The organism is Microcystis sp. M109S1 (assembly GCF_020247025.1).
Lineage (GTDB): Bacteria > Cyanobacteriota > Cyanobacteriia > Cyanobacteriales > Microcystaceae > Microcystis.
Window position 1 is genome coordinate 1 of sequence record NZ_JADBRW010000199.1, and the last position, 16,280, is coordinate 16,280.

Below are 16,280 nucleotides of genomic sequence, written 5' to 3' on the forward strand. Positions count from 1 at the left end.
ACGAACACAAGAATTACGCACAAACTGAGAAGTTCTGATAGCTTCATCGAGTTTCTGATATTGCTCTGGTGTTCCGTTTTTTAGCTTTGCTTCTACGACTAGCATCTAACAATCCTCGACCCTTGGCTAGGTTAAGTATAACAGAGTTCGCCGTTTACCCACAGATGGTGTTGATATTCTGGTCGGATTTCATCCCCCGCTAATTTTGTTGAGTATCTTGTCGAAAAATGTAGCGGGGGCATTCATCCGACATTTTAGGTAAGATCAAGATCAATGCTCGCTACTTCTTCTTTGAAAAGAGATGTGGCTCGATTAGTGGCTATGGTGGGAAAAATTGATGAGTTATTCCCCGCTAGGAATTTCTGAAAATCTGAGGAATCTAGACTATCTATACAGTTATAGAGGTCGTTGGCGGCAAAGTTATCTATCATGGTGTTCTGGTGGTTTTTTAGTGGTTAAAGGGAGCATCTCATTTATGCAAGTGAGTAATTATACTTATCCATAAAACTGGTTTCTAGCAAGGCTTTCAAAATAGCTTGACATAAAAACCTGATTTAGGGGTTACAAAGGTGAGATGCTCCCTGGTTAATGGTTAATGGTTAAATGGCTGAGAGAACAATCAATAAGATATTATCAGACAGACAATATGGCGCTTCTGGTTTCTGTGTGAAAACGAGGTCTATACTGATAGAATATCCGCAAAATAGTCCTAAAAGTCTTGCCCAGTAAGCATTTCACAATTCCATAAGCAAAAATTATCACACAAAGTCGAGAAGAGCCAAAATATTAGTTGCACATGGGGTGAATTATGAAGTAGGGAGCAGGGAGCGGGGAGCTTTTTTTCAGTGACCAGTCAACAGTAAACAGTAATCAGTGAACTGAAAACTCAGATCTGATAACTGATAACTGATAACTGATCACTGATCACTGATTCAAAGCTGACGACCGACGAATGTTACGATTGTTACAACATCTTGACATTAATTCTGATACCCTGACAATGTGTCAATCTGTGCAGTAATGGGGCAGAAACTCAAGTGGTATCGATCCATATTTCTATTGTTGAGGGCAACCCGCACTTGCGATCGCTATTAGCTTGGCATCTGCAACAGGCCGGTTATTTGGTTAATCAATCGGCAACCCTGCAAAGTGCGCGTCAAGCTTTCCTTCATCGTCAACCAACCTTAGCAATTATCGATTCCGACTTGCCGGACGGGGATGGAATCGAACTCTGCCGTTGGCTTGATCAACAAAAACAGTCTTTAATACTGATTCTCTCGGCCCGCAATGGCGAAAAAGATGTGGTCAATGGTTTAAAAGCAGGGGCCGACGACTACCTGAGAAAGCCCTTTGGAATGCAAGAATTTATGGCTAGGGTAGAAGTGTTAACTCGTCGTTTAGGCAGTAGGGCTGCTCCTCTACACTTGGATTATGGGCAATTAAAAATAGATTTAGCCCAACGACGGGTACAATTTCACGGGGAATATATCGAATTAACGCCCCAAGAATTTAGCCTACTCTACGTTTTAGCCCAAGCGGAGGGAACACCCCTATCAAGAGCCGATTTACTGCGTCGCGCTTGGCCCGAGGAAATTGATAATCCCCGGACAATCGATACTCATGTTCTCTCTCTGCGGAAAAAAATCGAAACCGATCCCAGGCAACCTAATTTAATTCAAACCGTCCGCAACGTCGGCTATCGTTTCAATTTAGAAATGTTGGCCGAGATGACTTCAGCTTTAGAAGCTAATATTATTGCCTCCACCAAAGGCAATCATAACGGCCATTCCATTAATAAAATTCCCGCTCACAATGTTAGTCGTTAATTCTGGCCTTGTCCGACTGATTAGCAGATTTTCTGCTGAAATCGTCTCCTAACCACTTAATCGAAGCGAGGAGACGAAGGGCAAATTAAACCGTAGTCACCATTGACCGATCCGCTTGTTGCTGAAATTCCGTCAATAAACACCGGAATTCCTCGCCGTCAATGGTTTCCTGTTCAATCAGTATATCCACCAAGCGATCAATCGCCACACGATTGTCAAGGATAAGTTTTGTTGCTAAATCGTGGCATTGCTTGACAATTTCCCGCACTTGTGCATCAATTTTCGCCATCATCGCGAAAGAATGGTCGGCATGATAACCAGCACCAGCACCACCGAGATAGGAATTGCCCTCCTCCTCTAGAGCAATCAATCCCAATTCCGACATTCCCAGACGCGTTACCATCTGTCGGGCCAGATAGGTAATTTTTTCAATATCATTACCGGCCCCGGTGGTCACTTCATCCTCACCGAAGACACATTCCTCCGCCACTCGTCCCCCTAATAATCCCGCAATTCGGGCTAATAACTGGGAACGACTGGTTAAACCCTGTTCTTCATCGGGAGTGAACCAAGTTAACCCCTGCGCTTGACCCCGGGGAATCAGGGTGACTTTTTCCACCTGATCGTGGCCAGGACAGAGAGTACCGACAATCGCATGACCAACTTCATGATAGGCGATCAAACGCTTGGCTTTACTATCAACTAAAGCGCGCCCTTCCATACCGGCCACAATCCGATCGATCGCATCGTTGACTTCCGCCATGGTAATCGCCTCTTTCCGTCTTCTAGCGGTAAAAATCGCCGCTTCGTTGAGCATATTAGCCAAATCTGCCCCAGTAAAACCGGGGGTGCGACGGGCGATCGCCTCCAGAGCCACATCAGCAGCCACCTTTTTATCGCGAGAATGAACCTCCAAAATGGCCAAACGTCCCTTACAATCTGGATAATCCACCACCACCTGTCGATCAAAACGACCCGGACGCAGCAGGGCCGAATCCAAAACATCGGGGCGGTTGGTGGCGGCAATGACGATAATACCGGTATTTCCCTCAAAACCATCCATTTCCGTCAATAATTGGTTCAGGGTTTGTTCCCGTTCATCATTACCTCCCCCATAACCGACCCCTCTTTGACGACCAACGGCATCAATTTCATCGATAAAAACCAAACAAGGGGCATTTTCCTGGGCTTTTCGGAATAGATCTCGCACTCGCGACGCACCAACCCCGACAAACATCTCCACAAATTCCGACCCGGAGATGCTGAAAAAAGGCACTCCCGCCTCTCCTGCGATCGCTTTAGCCAGTAAAGTTTTTCCCGTCCCCGGAGGCCCGATTAACAGGACTCCTTTGGGGATTTTTGCGCCAATCGCCGTAAATTTTTCCGGTTGTTTGAGGAATGTCACCACTTCCTGTAAATCTTCCTTGGCCTCATCCACACCCGCCACATCATTGAATTCTATGCCGGTTTTCGCCTCCATCTGAAACCGCGCCCTTGATTTACCGAAGTTCATCGCTTGACCGGAAGCATTGGCAGAACGACGGATAATAAACACCAATAATCCCAAGACGAGAATAATCACTAACAGGTTAGTGAGAACATTGATCAGGGCCGAATTGTCAGTGCTGGGGAGAATGCCGTACTCGATTTTTTTAGCATCGAGTTTCTTGATTAATTCGGGATTTTGGTCAAATAAATTGACTTCTTTCGGGGGATCCTTGTCCGTTTGACCAACGAGGGTAACTGCTGCCTGCTGCAAAGAAGGATTGATTTCGACCTTTTTTACCTTGCCTTGCTCGATTTTCTCTAACAATTCACCGTAGGTGAGGGTATTTGGGTTTTTTTGACTCCAAGCAGGAGTGACCTGGCCAAAGGTTTGCAGAATCATCCAAGTGGTGACAATCCCTTTCCATACTGGTCGATTACCACGATTCTTAGCTGACTTGGCTCTAACTACGGTGAGTGGAGATTTTTGATCCATAATTGACTCTATATCTAGTTACCCTGTATTCATTGTGACAGATCGACTCGATCGTGACCACTGTTCTGTTTTCCCCCAGGCACGACCCTGGTGGCAAATAGTGATGACGGTTTTTTGCTATATTGTATTTAGCTAGGTGGTCTAACAACTGCCTATCCCAATCACTAAAAGTTTAGGGAAGTGGGTTTCGCCCGCTTTTTTTGTTGTCTAAATTATGACCCATCCGCTCATTGCCGACCTGCTGCACCTAGCCACCCCTATCGCTGAAAACTTGGGGCTAGAAGTGGTCGATATCGTTTTCCAAACCAATAAAAGGCCTCCCGTCCTGCGCGTCGATATTCGCAATCTGGGGGGAGATACTGGTTTAGAGGACTGTGAGCAGATGAGTCGGGCCTTAGAAACCGCCCTCGACAGTCAAGAAATATTACCAGAGGCCTACGTTTTAGAAATATCTAGCCCCGGCATTTCTCGACAACTGAGCAGTGAGCGCGAATTTCAGTCTTTTAAAGGTTTTCCCGTCATCGTTACTGGCCAGGATAGCCAAGGAAAACCGCAAGAATGGCGCGGAAAACTGCAAGGTAGAGATGAGCAATCTATTTATCTTAACCAAAAAGGTCGCTCCCTGAGCATCGATCGCACTACCGTCATCAGCGTCCGTTTAGATGAGCAGCGCAATAATCAGTAATCAGTAAACAGTAATCAGTAAACAGTAAACAGGGATAAGGATGAAGATAAATAACTAACTAACTGATTAACTTAAAACTTACATCTGATAACTGATAACTGATAACTGATAACTGATAACTGATACAAGGCTAATGGCTAAAAAACTAATCACTCAAAAGTAAGGAGAAAAAATAATTATGGCTACTGTTAATTTGCCCGGTTTAAAAATAATGCTCGAAGAAATTAGCCAACGACATAATCTGCCCAAAAATGCCGTACAGGAAGCCTTGCGTGAAGCACTTATCAAGGGTTACGAACGTTATCGACGCGCCCAAAGTTTAGAAAAAGCTGCTCAATTCCATGAAGATTATTTCAATAACTTTGATGTGGAATTAGACGTAGAAGAAGAAGGCTTTCGCATCCTTTCTACTAAAACTATTGTCGAAGAAGTGACCAATCCCGACCATCACATCGGTCTCAAAGAAGTGCAAGAAGTGGCCGATGAGGCCCAGTTAGGGGATGAAGTAGTTCTTGATGTCACCCCCGACCAAAAAGAATTTGGTCGCATGGCGGCGATTCAAACTAAACAGGTTTTACTGCAAAAACTGCGGGATAACCAACGCAAAATGATTCAAGAGGAGTTCCAAGATCTGGAAGGAACGGTTTTACAGGCCCGGGTCGTCCGTTTTGAAAGACAGGCCGCTATTGTCATGGTACAAAGCACCTACGGTCAACCGGAAGTGGAAGCAGAACTACCCAAACGGGAACAGCTACCCAACGATAACTATCGCGCTAACGCCACCTTTAAAGTTCTGCTCAAAAAAGTCCTGGAAGGTTCTCACCGCGGCCCGCAATTAATCGTTTCCAGAGCGGCGGCGGGCTTGGCAGTATATTTGTTCGCCAACGAAGTTCCCGAAATCGAGGAGGAAATCGTGCGTATTGTTGCTGTCGCCCGGGAAGCCAATCCCCCCTCCCGTCACGTTGGTTCGCGGACAAAAATCGCCGTCGATACCTTAGAGAGAGACGTGGATCCGGTTGGGGCCTGTATTGGGGCCAGAGGTTCGCGGATTCAAGCCGTGGTTAACGAATTGCGGGGCGAAAAAATCGACGTGATTCGTTGGTCTCCAGACCCCGCCACCTACATCGCCAATGCCCTTAGTCCCGCCCGTATCGACCAAGTTTTGTTCACTAATGCCGAAGAAAGACAAGCACTGGTACTGGTGGCACAGGATCAATTGAGTTTAGCGATTGGCAAAGAAGGGCAGAACGTGCGTCTAGCCGCCCGTCTGACGGGCTGGAAAATCGATATTAAGGATATAGCCCTCTATAAAGGCGAACAAGAGGTGAAAACTGATGAAACAGACCCAGAATCGCAGGATTTAGACCGAGAATGAACACCTTCGTCAATTATCGACGCTGTATTAGCTGCCGTCTCTTCGCCCCGAAAGAATCCTTTTGGCGAATTGTCCGACTACACCCGTCCGGACAGATACAATTAGATCAAGGCATGGGAAGATCAGCCTATATCTGTCCACAACCCAACTGCCTGCAACTAGCCCGACAAAAAAATCGTCTCGGACGCGCCCTAAAAGCCAATATTCCCGAAACGCTCTATGAGTCCTTGCAAGAGCGCCTCGGGCCTGCCTGGCAAGGTCGTCCAAATCAGGATTAAAATTGACGATCATAGCCACAAAATCGTTAGCATGGAAATGGGACAGTCCTGACAGGATCAAAAAATCAGCCAAATTATAGGATCACTAACACTTTAGCCGGGGGATAATGGATGAGTAACACGAAAGTCAGAATTTACGATTTATCAAAAGAATTGAATCTAGACAACAAAGACATTTTGGACATCTGTGACCAGTTGAACATCGAGTACAAGAGCCACAGTAGCACGATCAGCGAAGAGGATGCCCAACGCATCAAAGCAATCGCTGCGAAGGGAGTTGTTTCGAGTACCAGTAAAAATAGCACGGGTCAGCGAGAATCGGCTAGTCCTGCCGAAGAAAAAAAACAAAAGATTTTAGCCCTGCATAAACACAACCGCCCCGAAACCGGCGAAGAAGGGGAAAGCTATCCCGGTCAAACCGGTTCCTCGGCCAAACCGACTTTAATCAGTCCCCCCCGTCCCCCGGTTAAACCCCTCGTTGCTCCCCCAGGGCGCGACGAGGCGGCCGAAAAAACTCCCGCCACTGCTGCAGAGATGCTATCTCATAGCCCCAGTGTTAAAGAAACCCCGACCGAAACCCCGCTAGTGCCAGAAGCAGCCCCCACCTTAATCGCCCCACCTAATCGACCTTCCCTCACCCCGAAACCACGCCCTGAAACTGCCTCGGGCCGGCCAGAACCCCGATCTAAAAATGCTCCTGGCAGTAACGACAGGCCCCGGGGAGAAAAACGCGAGCGCGGCGAGAGCGAAAACGCCCCTAGTCCTGAGCGTAGGGTAGGCTTGGCTAAACCAGAAAAACCGACCCTCAACCGCAAACCCGACGGAAAAAGCCCGAAACCGGCGGAACCAGCTAGAGAAGTGCGGGAGACGGTGGAATTGAAGCGCCCAGTTCGCCCCGGTTTACCCGCTAAAATTTCGGCTACCGGCGGGGAAGAAACCGATACCACCAAGAAATCTGGTGTTGATGGCACAGAAATCGATACAGATACCGGATTGCTCGGAGCAGACGGGCCCAAAAAACTCAAACGACCCACCATGCCCCCTCGCATGGCCAAAAAATCTAGCTGGGAAGAAGAAGAGGAAGAAGAGAAAAAAGCGGCCAAAACCGCCAAAACTGCCGGCAAAAACAAACGCCGCACCCAAGCTCTCTTTGAAGATGACGATGATCTAGAATCGGAACTGTCCGGGTTAATTAATACCCCCAGTTTTACCCTTTCCACCGCTCGTCCCCCCAAACCGCCCACCGCTAAAGCTGCCACCTCCGGCACTCCAACAGCAGTCAAAGTTAAGCGGCCTAGTAAACCAACCGCCCACACCGGCAGCCCGAAAAGCGAGCGCCAAGAACCCCAAGAGGAAAAACGCCCGGAAAGCATCGTCGTCACCGGCAGTCTCACCGTGCGCGACCTCTCGGAATTGATGAAAGTCCCCGAAACTGAGATCATCAGAACCCTATTTTTTAAAGGGATGGCGGTTAATATCACCCAAACTCTCGACGTGGACACGATCGAAATGATCGCCAGGGACTTCGAGATCGCCGTGGAAACCCCCAGCACCCAGTCGGCGGCGATCAAAACCACGGAAATGATCGATGTCTCCGACTGGGAAAGTCTCCAGCGTCGTCCCCCCGTCGTCACCATTATGGGTCACGTTGACCACGGCAAAACCACCCTCCTCGACTCGATCCGCAAAACCAAAGTCGCCCAGGGGGAAGCCGGCGGCATCACCCAGCACATCGGTGCTTACCACGTCGATGTGGAACATAACGGCAAACCAGAACAGATTGTCTTTTTGGATACCCCCGGCCACGAAGCTTTTACCGCTATGCGCGCCCGCGGGGCGAGAGTCACCGATATAGCCGTGCTGGTAGTAGCCGCCGATGACGGCGTACAACCCCAAACGAAAGAGGCAATCAGTCACGCCAGGGCTGCCGAAGTCCCCATCGTTGTGGCGATTAACAAAGTCGATAAACCTTCAGCTAACCCCGACCGGATTAAACAGGAATTGACCGAACAGGGACTGGTGGCCGAAGATTGGGGCGGTGAGACGATCATGGTTCCCGTTAGCGCCCTGCGGGGTGAAAATCTCGATAATCTGCTGGAAATGATCCTCTTGGTGGCAGAAGTAGCGGAATTGGTCGCTAACCCCGATCGCTTGGCGAAGGGAACCGTCATCGAAGCTAACCTCGATCGCACCAAAGGCCCCGTGGCTACCCTGCTCGTCCAGAATGGCACTCTCCGCGTGGGTGATAGCATCGTCGCCGGTTCCGTTTTCGGCAAAATTCGGGCCATGATCGATGATCGCGGTCAAAAAGTCGAAGCGGCCACCCCCTCCTTCGCCGTGGAAATCCTCGGTCTCGGTGATGTGCCGGCCGCTGGCGATGAATTCGATGTCTATGAAAGTGAAAAAGAGGCCCGGGCGATTGCCGATCAACGGGCGATCGAACGACGCAACACCCGTTTACAACAGGCCCTCTCCTCCCGTCGCGTTAGCCTTAGCACCCTCTCTATCCAAGCTCAAGAAGGACAACTCAAGGAACTTAATCTCATCCTCAAGGCAGATGTGCAAGGTTCCGTCGAGGCCATCCTCGGTGCGCTCAAACAGTTACCCCAAAACGAAGTGCAGATTCGCGTTCTCCTCGCCTCTCCGGGGGAAATCACCGAAACCGATGTGGATCTGGCCGCCGCTAGTGGTGCGGTAGTGGTGGGCTTTAATACCACCCTTGCCAGTGGTGCGCGCGCATCCGCCGATCGGGAAGGGGTCGATATCCGCGATTACAATATCATCTACAAGCTTCTCGATGATATTCAAGGGGCGATGGAAGGTCTTCTCGACCCCGAAGAAGTGGAAGAACACCTCGGTTTCGCCGAAGTGCGTGCCGTCTTCACCGTCGGTCGTGGGGCCGTGGCGGGCTGTTATGTCCAATCTGGTAAACTGGTGCGGAACCGCTTCCTGCGCGTGCGTCGCGGCAAGGAAATTGTTTATCAGGGAGTTCTCGATTCCCTCAAACGGATGAAGGAAGATGCCCGGGAAGTGGCGACCGGTTTCGAGTGCGGTGTCGGTGTTTCTAAATTCAATGACTGGAAAGAAGGCGACATTATCGAAGCCTACGAAATGGTCATGAAACGTCGCACTTTATCCAGTTAATTAGACTTGAACCGTCGGGAGTCAGTGCTCAGTGATCAGTGATCAGTGATCAGTGATCAGTTATCAGTTATCAGTCATAATTCCCCCACTCCCCCCGCAACGCGCACGAAGTGGTCTCCCCACTTCATAATTCATAATTCATAATTCATAATTCATAATTCCCCCACTCCCCCATCTCCCTAGGGTCGTTTCATTCTCTGAAATGTCATTCTCTCAAATCCTGATCTGGCCAGGTTTTTAGTCGATTTCTCGCCAATAAATAGCTGAAAATTTGTCAAAACGTCGTGCTTTGTAGGTTGATTCATGAATCAACCTACTATGAGAGCAAAAACCTGTACTTCCCTGCTCCCTAGCTTACCTCATAAGCGATTAAGGGTAGCAAAAAAAGAATTAGATTCGGAGAATGAATCAGCCCTACCCATCTCCCCGCTCCCTAACCCCCAACCCCTAACCCCTAACCCCCCATTTCCCTCTATGAAATCAGAACCTTTTTTGTGGATTCATCTGGCAGGGTTAGCGGCTTTGCCAATCTTTTTACAAATCGCTTGGATTGGTTTAGCTGTGGGCGATCCCTTGCCTTTTCTTTGGCTAGAATGGCTATTTCTAGGAGCGATCGCTATCATACCCGTCTTTTGGATGCAGTGGACAAAACCTTTTGATATTTTTAGTCTTTTGTTGGTTGCTCTAAAACCGAGTCAACTCACCCCCGAACAGTTAAAAATTCTCTCTCTTTTTAAACGTCCTCGCCATCGTCTTCTTACTCTTTTGGGAGTCGTCCTCTTAATTCTCATCACTTGGCCAATCTACAATTTTGCCCCTCTAGCGGCTGCCGTGGCCGCCTATCTCCCCCAATGGCGGCTTTTAGGTTTAGTAATCGCTGCGATCTCTCTCCTCTTAAGTCACCTATTTCTACAGGTTCCTCTGAGTGTTCTGGGGGTTTTAGCCACTAAAGAAAGTGACTGGACAGCCACCGAAGCTTTAGTTATTGAGCGCATTCCTGAGTTGTTTACAATTTTTGGTCTAAAAGTTAATAAAATTATCTAAATTAGCCAAAATGCCGACAATTGGTGGGCTAGGAATGCAGGATCGAGCGCCCGTTTAAGGGTTGAATATTCCTCGCATTACTCGGAAAAATCTCAGCCAATTGTTGCAGTTGTTGGGGAGAAATTTTGATCGCATTTTGCCAGACTAACCAGAGAACATCCTCGCTACAGGGAGGAGTGGACAAAGACCCCCGATATTCATAAAAATCGCTATTTTCCGGCAGTAAAAGCCCGGCATTGACCCAAGTATCGGGGATAATCATTTCAGGAGAAGATTCTTGGGGCAAATACGGCCAAATGGTTTGTAAATAGGGATTATTTGCGCCAATTTCGGCTAAAATGCCCACAACTGCTAAATTTCCCCTCCCATTCCCATGCACTAAATGAATTTCTAGAGGGAAAGACTGACCTTTAATCTGATGTTCGCTGGGATGATGAAAGTGGAACTGCAATAAATCCCAATTTTCGCCGTGAAAACTCATGTTTCCACCTTTTTCGGTCTTAACCAAGATTGTACGACCGTTATGGCGAATTTTTAGGGGTACAGGACGATAATTAAATGTGGGTTGGTATAGCTCTTTTTCAGTCACTATACTCAGATCGATCGGTGTTTGTTGCTTTCCCCTGGTGCAGAGGCGATAATTCCTTGATAATTCGCCCCAATGGTCAATATTTTGATAATTCCAAGCAAATTCTCGATTAATAGCCCCAAAAAGAGCGTGAGAGCCAATAAATTGCAGTAATTCTCGTCTATACATGGTATTAAATCCAGAAATCATCGGATAATTAGGGTTTGCGGCAAAAAGTTTTTCCTGGGGTGTGGGGTGTGGGGTGTGGGGTGTAGTTTTACCGATTTTTATGTGGTCAATTACCTAATTTTCAGGGAAAAAGTCCCGGAATTTTCCCCCCGCTCACTGCCATGGCCGGTACTTTTTGATTGACAAAAAGTCTAAAAGTCTTACCCAACAAGGTTTTTAGATTTATTCAGCAAGCTCTAATTAGCAATTTTCTCGGGTATTTATGCCCAATTCCCGCAATTTAGCCGCTAATTTTGCGGCTTTCTGCCTATTGTGCCGCTTCTGCGGGAGTGGGAACTAATTCACCTTCGGGGGTAAAATAGCGCAAGGTAAGGATTTGGTGGTAGTAGTGAGCCATGTTGCTTATCTGGTATGAACTGTGTAAAATATTCATTAACAAAAAAAAATAATTGGCTCAAATCAGTCTTTAAACATCTAGCTTGATGATCAGTTTTCTGATCAATATCTTTTTGTGGTTCGTGTTAGACTTACTCAAATATCAGTCTAACACAGAACAAAATCACATCTTCGCCTGTATTGCCTTGTCCTAGTGGTGGTTCTCACCATACCATCAAGAATGGTTCTATTGATAACGGGAAACCCAAACGTTAATGTTAAGAATGTGGTGGCCAGTTTGTCAGCAATCCCACTACTAAAACTTTATGAACGCACCAGAATTAGCCATTGCTACCGTTGGTTTAACCAAACAATTTGACCGCCATGGGGCTGTTAATCAAGTGGATTTACAGATTGAAGCGGGGGAAGTTTACGGGTTAATCGGTCCAAATGGAGCGGGAAAAACCACTTTAATTAGGATGTTAGCGGCAGCGGAAGAACCGACAACGGGAGAAATATATCTGCACGGAGAACGTCTTTTAAGAGATGAGAGAAATCCCCGTCTCAAAAGAAATTTAGGTTATCTACCCGATAATTTTCCCCTCTACGATGACCTAAATGTCTGGAATTATCTGGATTATTTTGCCCGTCTTTATCATATCCCTCGCTCCCAACGTCATCGCCGCATTTATGAGGTTCTAGAACTGGTACAATTGACAGGTAAAAGCCATAATTCGATCGCTACTTTGTCCCGGGGGATGAAACAACGTTTAAGTTTAGCCCGAACGATTATCCATGAACCTTTAATTTTACTTCTCGATGAACCGGTTTCTGGATTAGACCCGATCGCTCGCCTACAATTTCGTGAGATTATTAAAGTCTTACAATCGGCAGGTATGACTATTTTAATTTCCTCCCATGTCCTTAGTGATTTAGCCGAACTTTGTAGTTCTGTGGGCATCATGGAATTAGGTTATCTAGTGGAAAGTACCTCTTTACAAGAATTAAATCAACGTCTAGCTGGCCAATACTTGCAGATCACGACTCTAGGCAATTTAGAAACCTTAGAAACCGCTCTTAAACAATGTGTTTTTGTGGAAAGTTGGCAAAGAATTATTAATACTAATACTCTCCAAGTTAAATTTACGGGAACCCTAGAAGATAGTGCCGAATTGTTGAAATCTTTAGTCGTTTCTGGCCTGACCTTAAGCGAGTTTTATACTTGCCGCGAAGATTTAGAAACTATTTTCCTAAAACTGGGACATCGACAGGCATCTTAAGAGTAAATAATATTTTTTAAATCTAGGCTCGTAACTTTTCTACTAATTTAATTTGCTCCTGACTAAAACCAGCTTCCTTCAGATGTGCCAGAAACCATTTTTGTCGATAACGACCGTCTAAATCCACAGCCTTTCTATAGGTATCATGAGCTTTTTTACTATCACCTTGATCTAAATAAATCATTGCCAAAGCCACAAGAGGATGGGGATTATTTGGCTCTAATTTAACTGCTTTTTCAGCGTTAGTAATAGCTGAATTAAAATCTTTTAAGCGATGATAGGCGAGGGATAAATTATAGTAGGCAATTTCATTATCAGTTTTTAAATTAGCGGCTTTAGTATGAGTAACTACGGCCTTTTCAAGATGACCACCGACAAGATAAACAATACCCAAAGCATTATAAGCAGCAACATGATCGGGAGCAATTTTAATCGTTTCCTCTAGGGTTGTTTGTGCCGCTAAAGATTGTTTAGCTAGGTGTTGTGTCCAGCCTAAAATTACTCTCCCGTCTAGATGATTGGGGTTTAACTGTACCGATTTTTTTAAAGCTTCAATACTTTTGATAAAATCTCCCTGTTGACGATACTGTAATCCCAATTGACGATAACGATTAGCAGCTTTAATGTCTGATGCGGAAATAATCGGACTGGGAGAAGGAGAAACGAGCATCTCGGCCGTAGGTTCTTTTTTAAGGGGAGAGGGAGGACGACAGCCCCAAAAAACCGGGGAACTAAACATGATCAAGATAGTCAGGAGCCGATAACTATTCATGGGACAATTAATACCAGTCCAATTGTTAAGGGTGTCATCAAATTATGAATTATTCCCCTGAATCCGTGCAACGGCTGCTTGATTCCGATGATTATGGCCATCGCTTATCGGGAGTTAATCAACTGCGTTATTTAGCCCCAGAAATCGCCTTCGAGATGTTACAGCCTTTAATTAACGATAGTAACGCTAGGGTGCGTTATTCGGCGGTAAGTCAGTTAGATATCCTCGGTCGTCAGAATCTCGATCTGGCCTTAACTATTCTGCGCGATCGCTTGTTGCATGATCCCGAAGCAGACGTGAAAGCGGCCGCGGCCGATGCGATCGGGGGGTTAAAATTAACCGCAGCCTACGATGATCTGGTGGCCGTCTATCAACAATCCTGCGACTGGTTAATTCAATTTAGCATTGTGGCAGCTTTGGGCGAATTGGGGGAACCCCGGGGCTTTGAACTGCTCGAAATCGCCCTTAACTCCGATAATGAATTGGTAAAAACGGCCGCCGTTAGTGCTTTTGGGGAACTAGGCGACCCCCGCGCCGTCTCTTTACTCGTTCCCTTGGCTAATGATGATGACTGGCAACTGCGCTATCGTCTCGCTCAAGCTTTAGGCCGCTTAGGGGGACAGGATGCGATCGCTGTTTTGACCCAGTTAACCAACGACAAAAGCGCGCAAGTCGCCCAAGAAGCCCGCAATAATCTCGTCCAAGGTGATGCAGAATAGTTGATTTTTGTCAATACTATTTACAATAAAGTTTAATTAAGAATCGTTAACAAAGGTAAAGCGATGAAACAATTTACCCGTCTAATCTTGCTCGTCGGTCTTCTCGCGGGGGGCTGTTTCTCTGCCTCAATTGCGATCGCTGATAATCCCGCAGGGGCAATCGTGAGCAAGGATTCACAGGTTAACGAACTACTGCGTCAAGCGCGGCAATTGGTCAAAAATGGCAATTATGGGGAAGCTATAGCCGTTTACGAGCGGGCTGCCGCCCTTGATGGCAATAATGCCAAAATTTTCTCTGGGATTGGCTTTTTACAAACGCGGCAAGGGGATTATAACGCCGCCGCCCAAGCATACCAAAAAGCTTTAAGTCTCGATCCGAGTAATCCTGACTTTTTCCATGCTCTCGGTTATAGTTTGGCTAATATCGGTGATTATGACAATGCAGCCACCGCTTACTACTACGCTATCCAAATAGAACCGAAAAACGTCCAACACTACCTTGGTTTAGGGGTAGTATTATTACGCCAAAAAAACTATGCTAAAGCGGGCGAAGTTTACCAATGGGTTTTAGCTCTCGACCCCAATAATCAGCAAGCCCACGAAATCATGGGTAAAGCCTTGATTGAACAGAATAAAAGCAGCGAAGCCCTCGATTTTCTCCAAAAATCCCTGCAAAGATTCCCTAACAATACTGAATTAAGATTGCAACTGGCCAGCCTTTTGCTTAAACAGGGCGATTTAAATGGCGGAACCCAGATTTTAAAAGAAATAGAGCGACAAAGTACAAGAAATTTTTTAATTCAGCTAAAAATAGGTATTTTACTCGAAAAACAAGAGCGTTTTGACGAGGCTCTCCCCTTTTATCGTCGGGCTGTTTTCCTACAACCCCAATCTTTGGAAGCACAAGCGGGAATTGGTCGCATCCATCTGGCCAGAAAAGATTATCTTGCAGCAATTATCGCCTATCAAGATTTGGCCGAAATCGCCCCCAATAACGCCGATGTCTATCTTAATCTCGGTCGGGCCTACGCGGGCCGGGGACGAAAAAGAGAAGCAGCGGAAGCTTTTAAGCAAGCGCGAGCGGTTTATGTCCTGAAAAATAATCAATCCGGCCTGGAGGAAGTGGATGCCCTGCTGAAGAAATTACTTGAGTGAACCCAGATCAGTTATCAGTTAAGCTAAACGGCTTTTACTTCGGATCACCGATATAGACTCCAAAAGGGTTATAGCTATTGGATCATGCAGGTTAAGCGCCGTTTAGCTTATCAGTTATCAGTTATCAGTTATCGGTTATCAGATTTGAGTTTTCAGATTTGAGTTTTCAGTTCACTGATGACTGTTTAGCGATCAAGGAGTAATTTATACTAAATCCGTTGAATATAGGCTACTTATCAGGACAGGCACTCATGCAATAGGCAAGAGGCAAAAGGGGGAATAAATAATCAGTCTTTAATAACCAGATTTAGTATTAGATAGTCAATAGTTTATTCCCACTCGATTGGGAGCCATTGATTATCTAAAACCTGTTCGAGATTAAAAATTATCTGACTGGGTAGGCCGCCGGGGGATAAACCCATTTTTTTCCGGACGGTCTCTAAAGCTGTATGGTAGGATGGCTCAAAAATCTCCCGAAGATAGGGCTTTAAACTAGGGCTATCCTCCAGTAAATCTTGGATTTCTGCCCGAAAATTATTGATTTCTCCATGACCATGATTGCCATTCCGGTCTCTTTCCGATTGCCAGTAGGTTAATTTGAGTAAATGTTCTAGGAGACGAGTTAAAAGACTTTTGAGCGCGTGTCTTTCACTTCTCCCCATCGATTCAATCTCCTCAATTAAATTGTCTAAATCCACCTCGGCAAACTGGCCTTTTTTTAATTGTTCTGCCGTGGTTTTTAGCCAGAGTTGACATCCTCACCGCCGTAAACGGACGGTGATTCCCAAACCTCACGATTTAGGTTTCTGCTTCTTTCCCTTGCGGGGTTCCGCACCTGCCTTAACAGAGTAAATCTGTTCTGGTCTTATGGTCGCTCTACAGACTGACA

At 46.4% G+C, this 16,280-nt stretch carries 13 protein-coding genes and 4 pseudogenes; 10 read left to right on the forward strand and 7 right to left on the reverse strand.

All coding sequences use genetic code 11. The features are described 5' to 3' along the window. Both IM322_RS09765 and IM322_RS09770 read right to left on the reverse strand, forming a co-directional pair. A pseudogene (locus tag IM322_RS09765) lies at positions 1-105 on the reverse strand (transposase); the annotation flags it as partial. Positions 106-254: 149 nt separating this feature from the next. Next, positions 255-431, reverse strand: coding sequence for a hypothetical protein (locus IM322_RS09770; protein WP_287672111.1), 177 nt, complete (start codon positions 429-431; stop codon positions 255-257). A gap of 606 nt (positions 432-1,037) precedes the next feature. On the opposite strand from IM322_RS09770, the gene IM322_RS09775 reads away from it, so the two are divergent. After that, a complete protein-coding gene (locus IM322_RS09775) occupies positions 1,038-1,826 on the forward strand; it encodes a response regulator transcription factor (RefSeq protein WP_287672112.1) in 789 nt (262 codons plus the stop codon). 85 nt (positions 1,827-1,911) lie between these two features. Here the strand turns inward: IM322_RS09775 and ftsH are convergent, their stop codons facing one another. Next, complete coding sequence (ftsH, locus tag IM322_RS09780) at positions 1,912-3,807, reverse strand: ATP-dependent zinc metalloprotease FtsH (protein WP_287672113.1); 1,896 nt, start codon at positions 3,805-3,807, stop codon at positions 1,912-1,914. A 214-nt stretch (positions 3,808-4,021) separates the two neighbouring features. Between ftsH and rimP the strand changes: the two genes are divergently transcribed. The 5 genes from rimP to IM322_RS09805 all read left to right on the forward strand — a co-directional run bounded on the left by rimP (position 4,022) and on the right by IM322_RS09805 (position 10,333). Next, the gene (gene rimP / locus IM322_RS09785; RefSeq protein ID WP_287672114.1) at positions 4,022-4,492 is read left to right on the forward strand and encodes a ribosome maturation factor RimP; all 471 of its coding nucleotides are present in this window, start codon (positions 4,022-4,024) and stop codon (positions 4,490-4,492) included. Positions 4,493-4,670: 178 nt separating this feature from the next. Next, positions 4,671-5,867, forward strand: coding sequence for a transcription termination factor NusA (gene nusA / locus IM322_RS09790; protein WP_287672115.1), 1,197 nt, complete (start codon positions 4,671-4,673; stop codon positions 5,865-5,867). After that, complete coding sequence (locus IM322_RS09795; RefSeq protein WP_286826366.1) at positions 5,864-6,145, forward strand: YlxR family protein; 282 nt, start codon at positions 5,864-5,866, stop codon at positions 6,143-6,145. The genes nusA and IM322_RS09795 overlap by 4 nt, the downstream gene beginning before the upstream one ends. Positions 6,146-6,256: 111 nt before the next feature. Further along, the gene (infB, locus tag IM322_RS09800; protein ID WP_287672116.1) at positions 6,257-9,289 is read left to right on the forward strand and encodes a translation initiation factor IF-2; all 3,033 of its coding nucleotides are present in this window, start codon (positions 6,257-6,259) and stop codon (positions 9,287-9,289) included. Between the two features lie 474 nt (positions 9,290-9,763). Then, complete coding sequence (locus IM322_RS09805; RefSeq protein WP_287672117.1) at positions 9,764-10,333, forward strand: low-complexity tail membrane protein; 570 nt, start codon at positions 9,764-9,766, stop codon at positions 10,331-10,333. Positions 10,334-10,361: 28 nt separating this feature from the next. On the opposite strand, the gene IM322_RS09810 is transcribed toward IM322_RS09805, so the two are convergent. Both IM322_RS09810 and IM322_RS09815 read right to left on the reverse strand, forming a co-directional pair. Continuing rightward, the gene (locus IM322_RS09810) at positions 10,362-11,090 is read right to left on the reverse strand and encodes a carbonic anhydrase (RefSeq protein ID WP_287672118.1); all 729 of its coding nucleotides are present in this window, start codon (positions 11,088-11,090) and stop codon (positions 10,362-10,364) included. A gap of 240 nt (positions 11,091-11,330) precedes the next feature. Then, positions 11,331-11,457, reverse strand: a pseudogene (locus tag IM322_RS09815) (Uma2 family endonuclease); the annotation flags it as partial. 118 nt (positions 11,458-11,575) lie between these two features. Between IM322_RS09815 and IM322_RS09820 the strand changes: the two are divergent. Together IM322_RS09820 and IM322_RS09825 are read left to right on the forward strand one after the other, a co-directional pair. Further along, positions 11,576-11,738: pseudogene (locus tag IM322_RS09820) on the forward strand (ISNCY family transposase); the annotation flags it as partial. Positions 11,739-11,791: 53 nt separating this feature from the next. Continuing rightward, on the forward strand, positions 11,792-12,745 hold the full coding sequence (locus IM322_RS09825; protein ID WP_287672119.1) for an ABC transporter ATP-binding protein: 954 nt from the start codon (positions 11,792-11,794) through the stop codon (positions 12,743-12,745). 22 nt (positions 12,746-12,767) lie between these two features. On the opposite strand, the gene IM322_RS09830 is transcribed toward IM322_RS09825, so the two are convergent. Continuing rightward, positions 12,768-13,517 (reverse strand): tetratricopeptide repeat protein, encoded by a 750-nt coding sequence (locus IM322_RS09830; RefSeq protein ID WP_287672120.1) that lies wholly within the window; start codon positions 13,515-13,517, stop codon positions 12,768-12,770. 44 nt (positions 13,518-13,561) lie between these two features. Here IM322_RS09830 and nblB point away from each other — a divergent pair, with 44 nt between their 5' ends. Next, on the forward strand, positions 13,562-14,236 hold the full coding sequence (gene nblB / locus IM322_RS09835; protein WP_286826549.1) for a phycobilisome degradation protein NblB: 675 nt from the start codon (positions 13,562-13,564) through the stop codon (positions 14,234-14,236). A gap of 63 nt (positions 14,237-14,299) precedes the next feature. After that, positions 14,300-15,391: a tetratricopeptide repeat protein gene (locus tag IM322_RS09840; RefSeq protein WP_287672121.1), complete on the forward strand. Its 1,092-nt coding sequence runs from the start codon at positions 14,300-14,302 to the stop codon at positions 15,389-15,391. 329 nt (positions 15,392-15,720) lie between these two features. Here IM322_RS09840 and IM322_RS09845 read toward each other — a convergent pair. After that, a pseudogene (locus IM322_RS09845) lies at positions 15,721-16,140 on the reverse strand (DUF29 domain-containing protein); the annotation flags it as partial. Positions 16,141-16,280 lie beyond the last annotated feature (140 nt).

Excerpts from the sequence above, each read along its gene's own strand:
- IM322_RS09770 (WP_287672111.1), bottom strand. The coding sequence starts at position 431 with ATGATAGATAACTTTGCCGCCAACGACCTCTATAACTGTATAGATAGT.
- ftsH (WP_287672113.1), bottom strand. The coding sequence starts at position 3,807 with ATGGATCAAAAATCTCCACTCACCGTAGTTAGAGCCAAGTCAGCTAAG.
- rimP (WP_287672114.1), top strand. The coding sequence starts at position 4,022 with ATGACCCATCCGCTCATTGCCGACCTGCTGCACCTAGCCACCCCTATC.
- nusA (WP_287672115.1), top strand. The coding sequence starts at position 4,671 with ATGGCTACTGTTAATTTGCCCGGTTTAAAAATAATGCTCGAAGAAATT.
- IM322_RS09795 (WP_286826366.1), top strand. The coding sequence starts at position 5,864 with ATGAACACCTTCGTCAATTATCGACGCTGTATTAGCTGCCGTCTCTTC.
- infB (WP_287672116.1), top strand. The coding sequence starts at position 6,257 with ATGAGTAACACGAAAGTCAGAATTTACGATTTATCAAAAGAATTGAAT.
- IM322_RS09805 (WP_287672117.1), top strand. The coding sequence starts at position 9,764 with ATGAAATCAGAACCTTTTTTGTGGATTCATCTGGCAGGGTTAGCGGCT.
- IM322_RS09810 (WP_287672118.1), bottom strand. The coding sequence starts at position 11,090 with ATGTATAGACGAGAATTACTGCAATTTATTGGCTCTCACGCTCTTTTT.
- IM322_RS09825 (WP_287672119.1), top strand. The coding sequence starts at position 11,792 with ATGAACGCACCAGAATTAGCCATTGCTACCGTTGGTTTAACCAAACAA.
- IM322_RS09830 (WP_287672120.1), bottom strand. The coding sequence starts at position 13,517 with ATGAATAGTTATCGGCTCCTGACTATCTTGATCATGTTTAGTTCCCCG.
- nblB (WP_286826549.1), top strand. The coding sequence starts at position 13,562 with ATGAATTATTCCCCTGAATCCGTGCAACGGCTGCTTGATTCCGATGAT.
- IM322_RS09840 (WP_287672121.1), top strand. The coding sequence starts at position 14,300 with ATGAAACAATTTACCCGTCTAATCTTGCTCGTCGGTCTTCTCGCGGGG.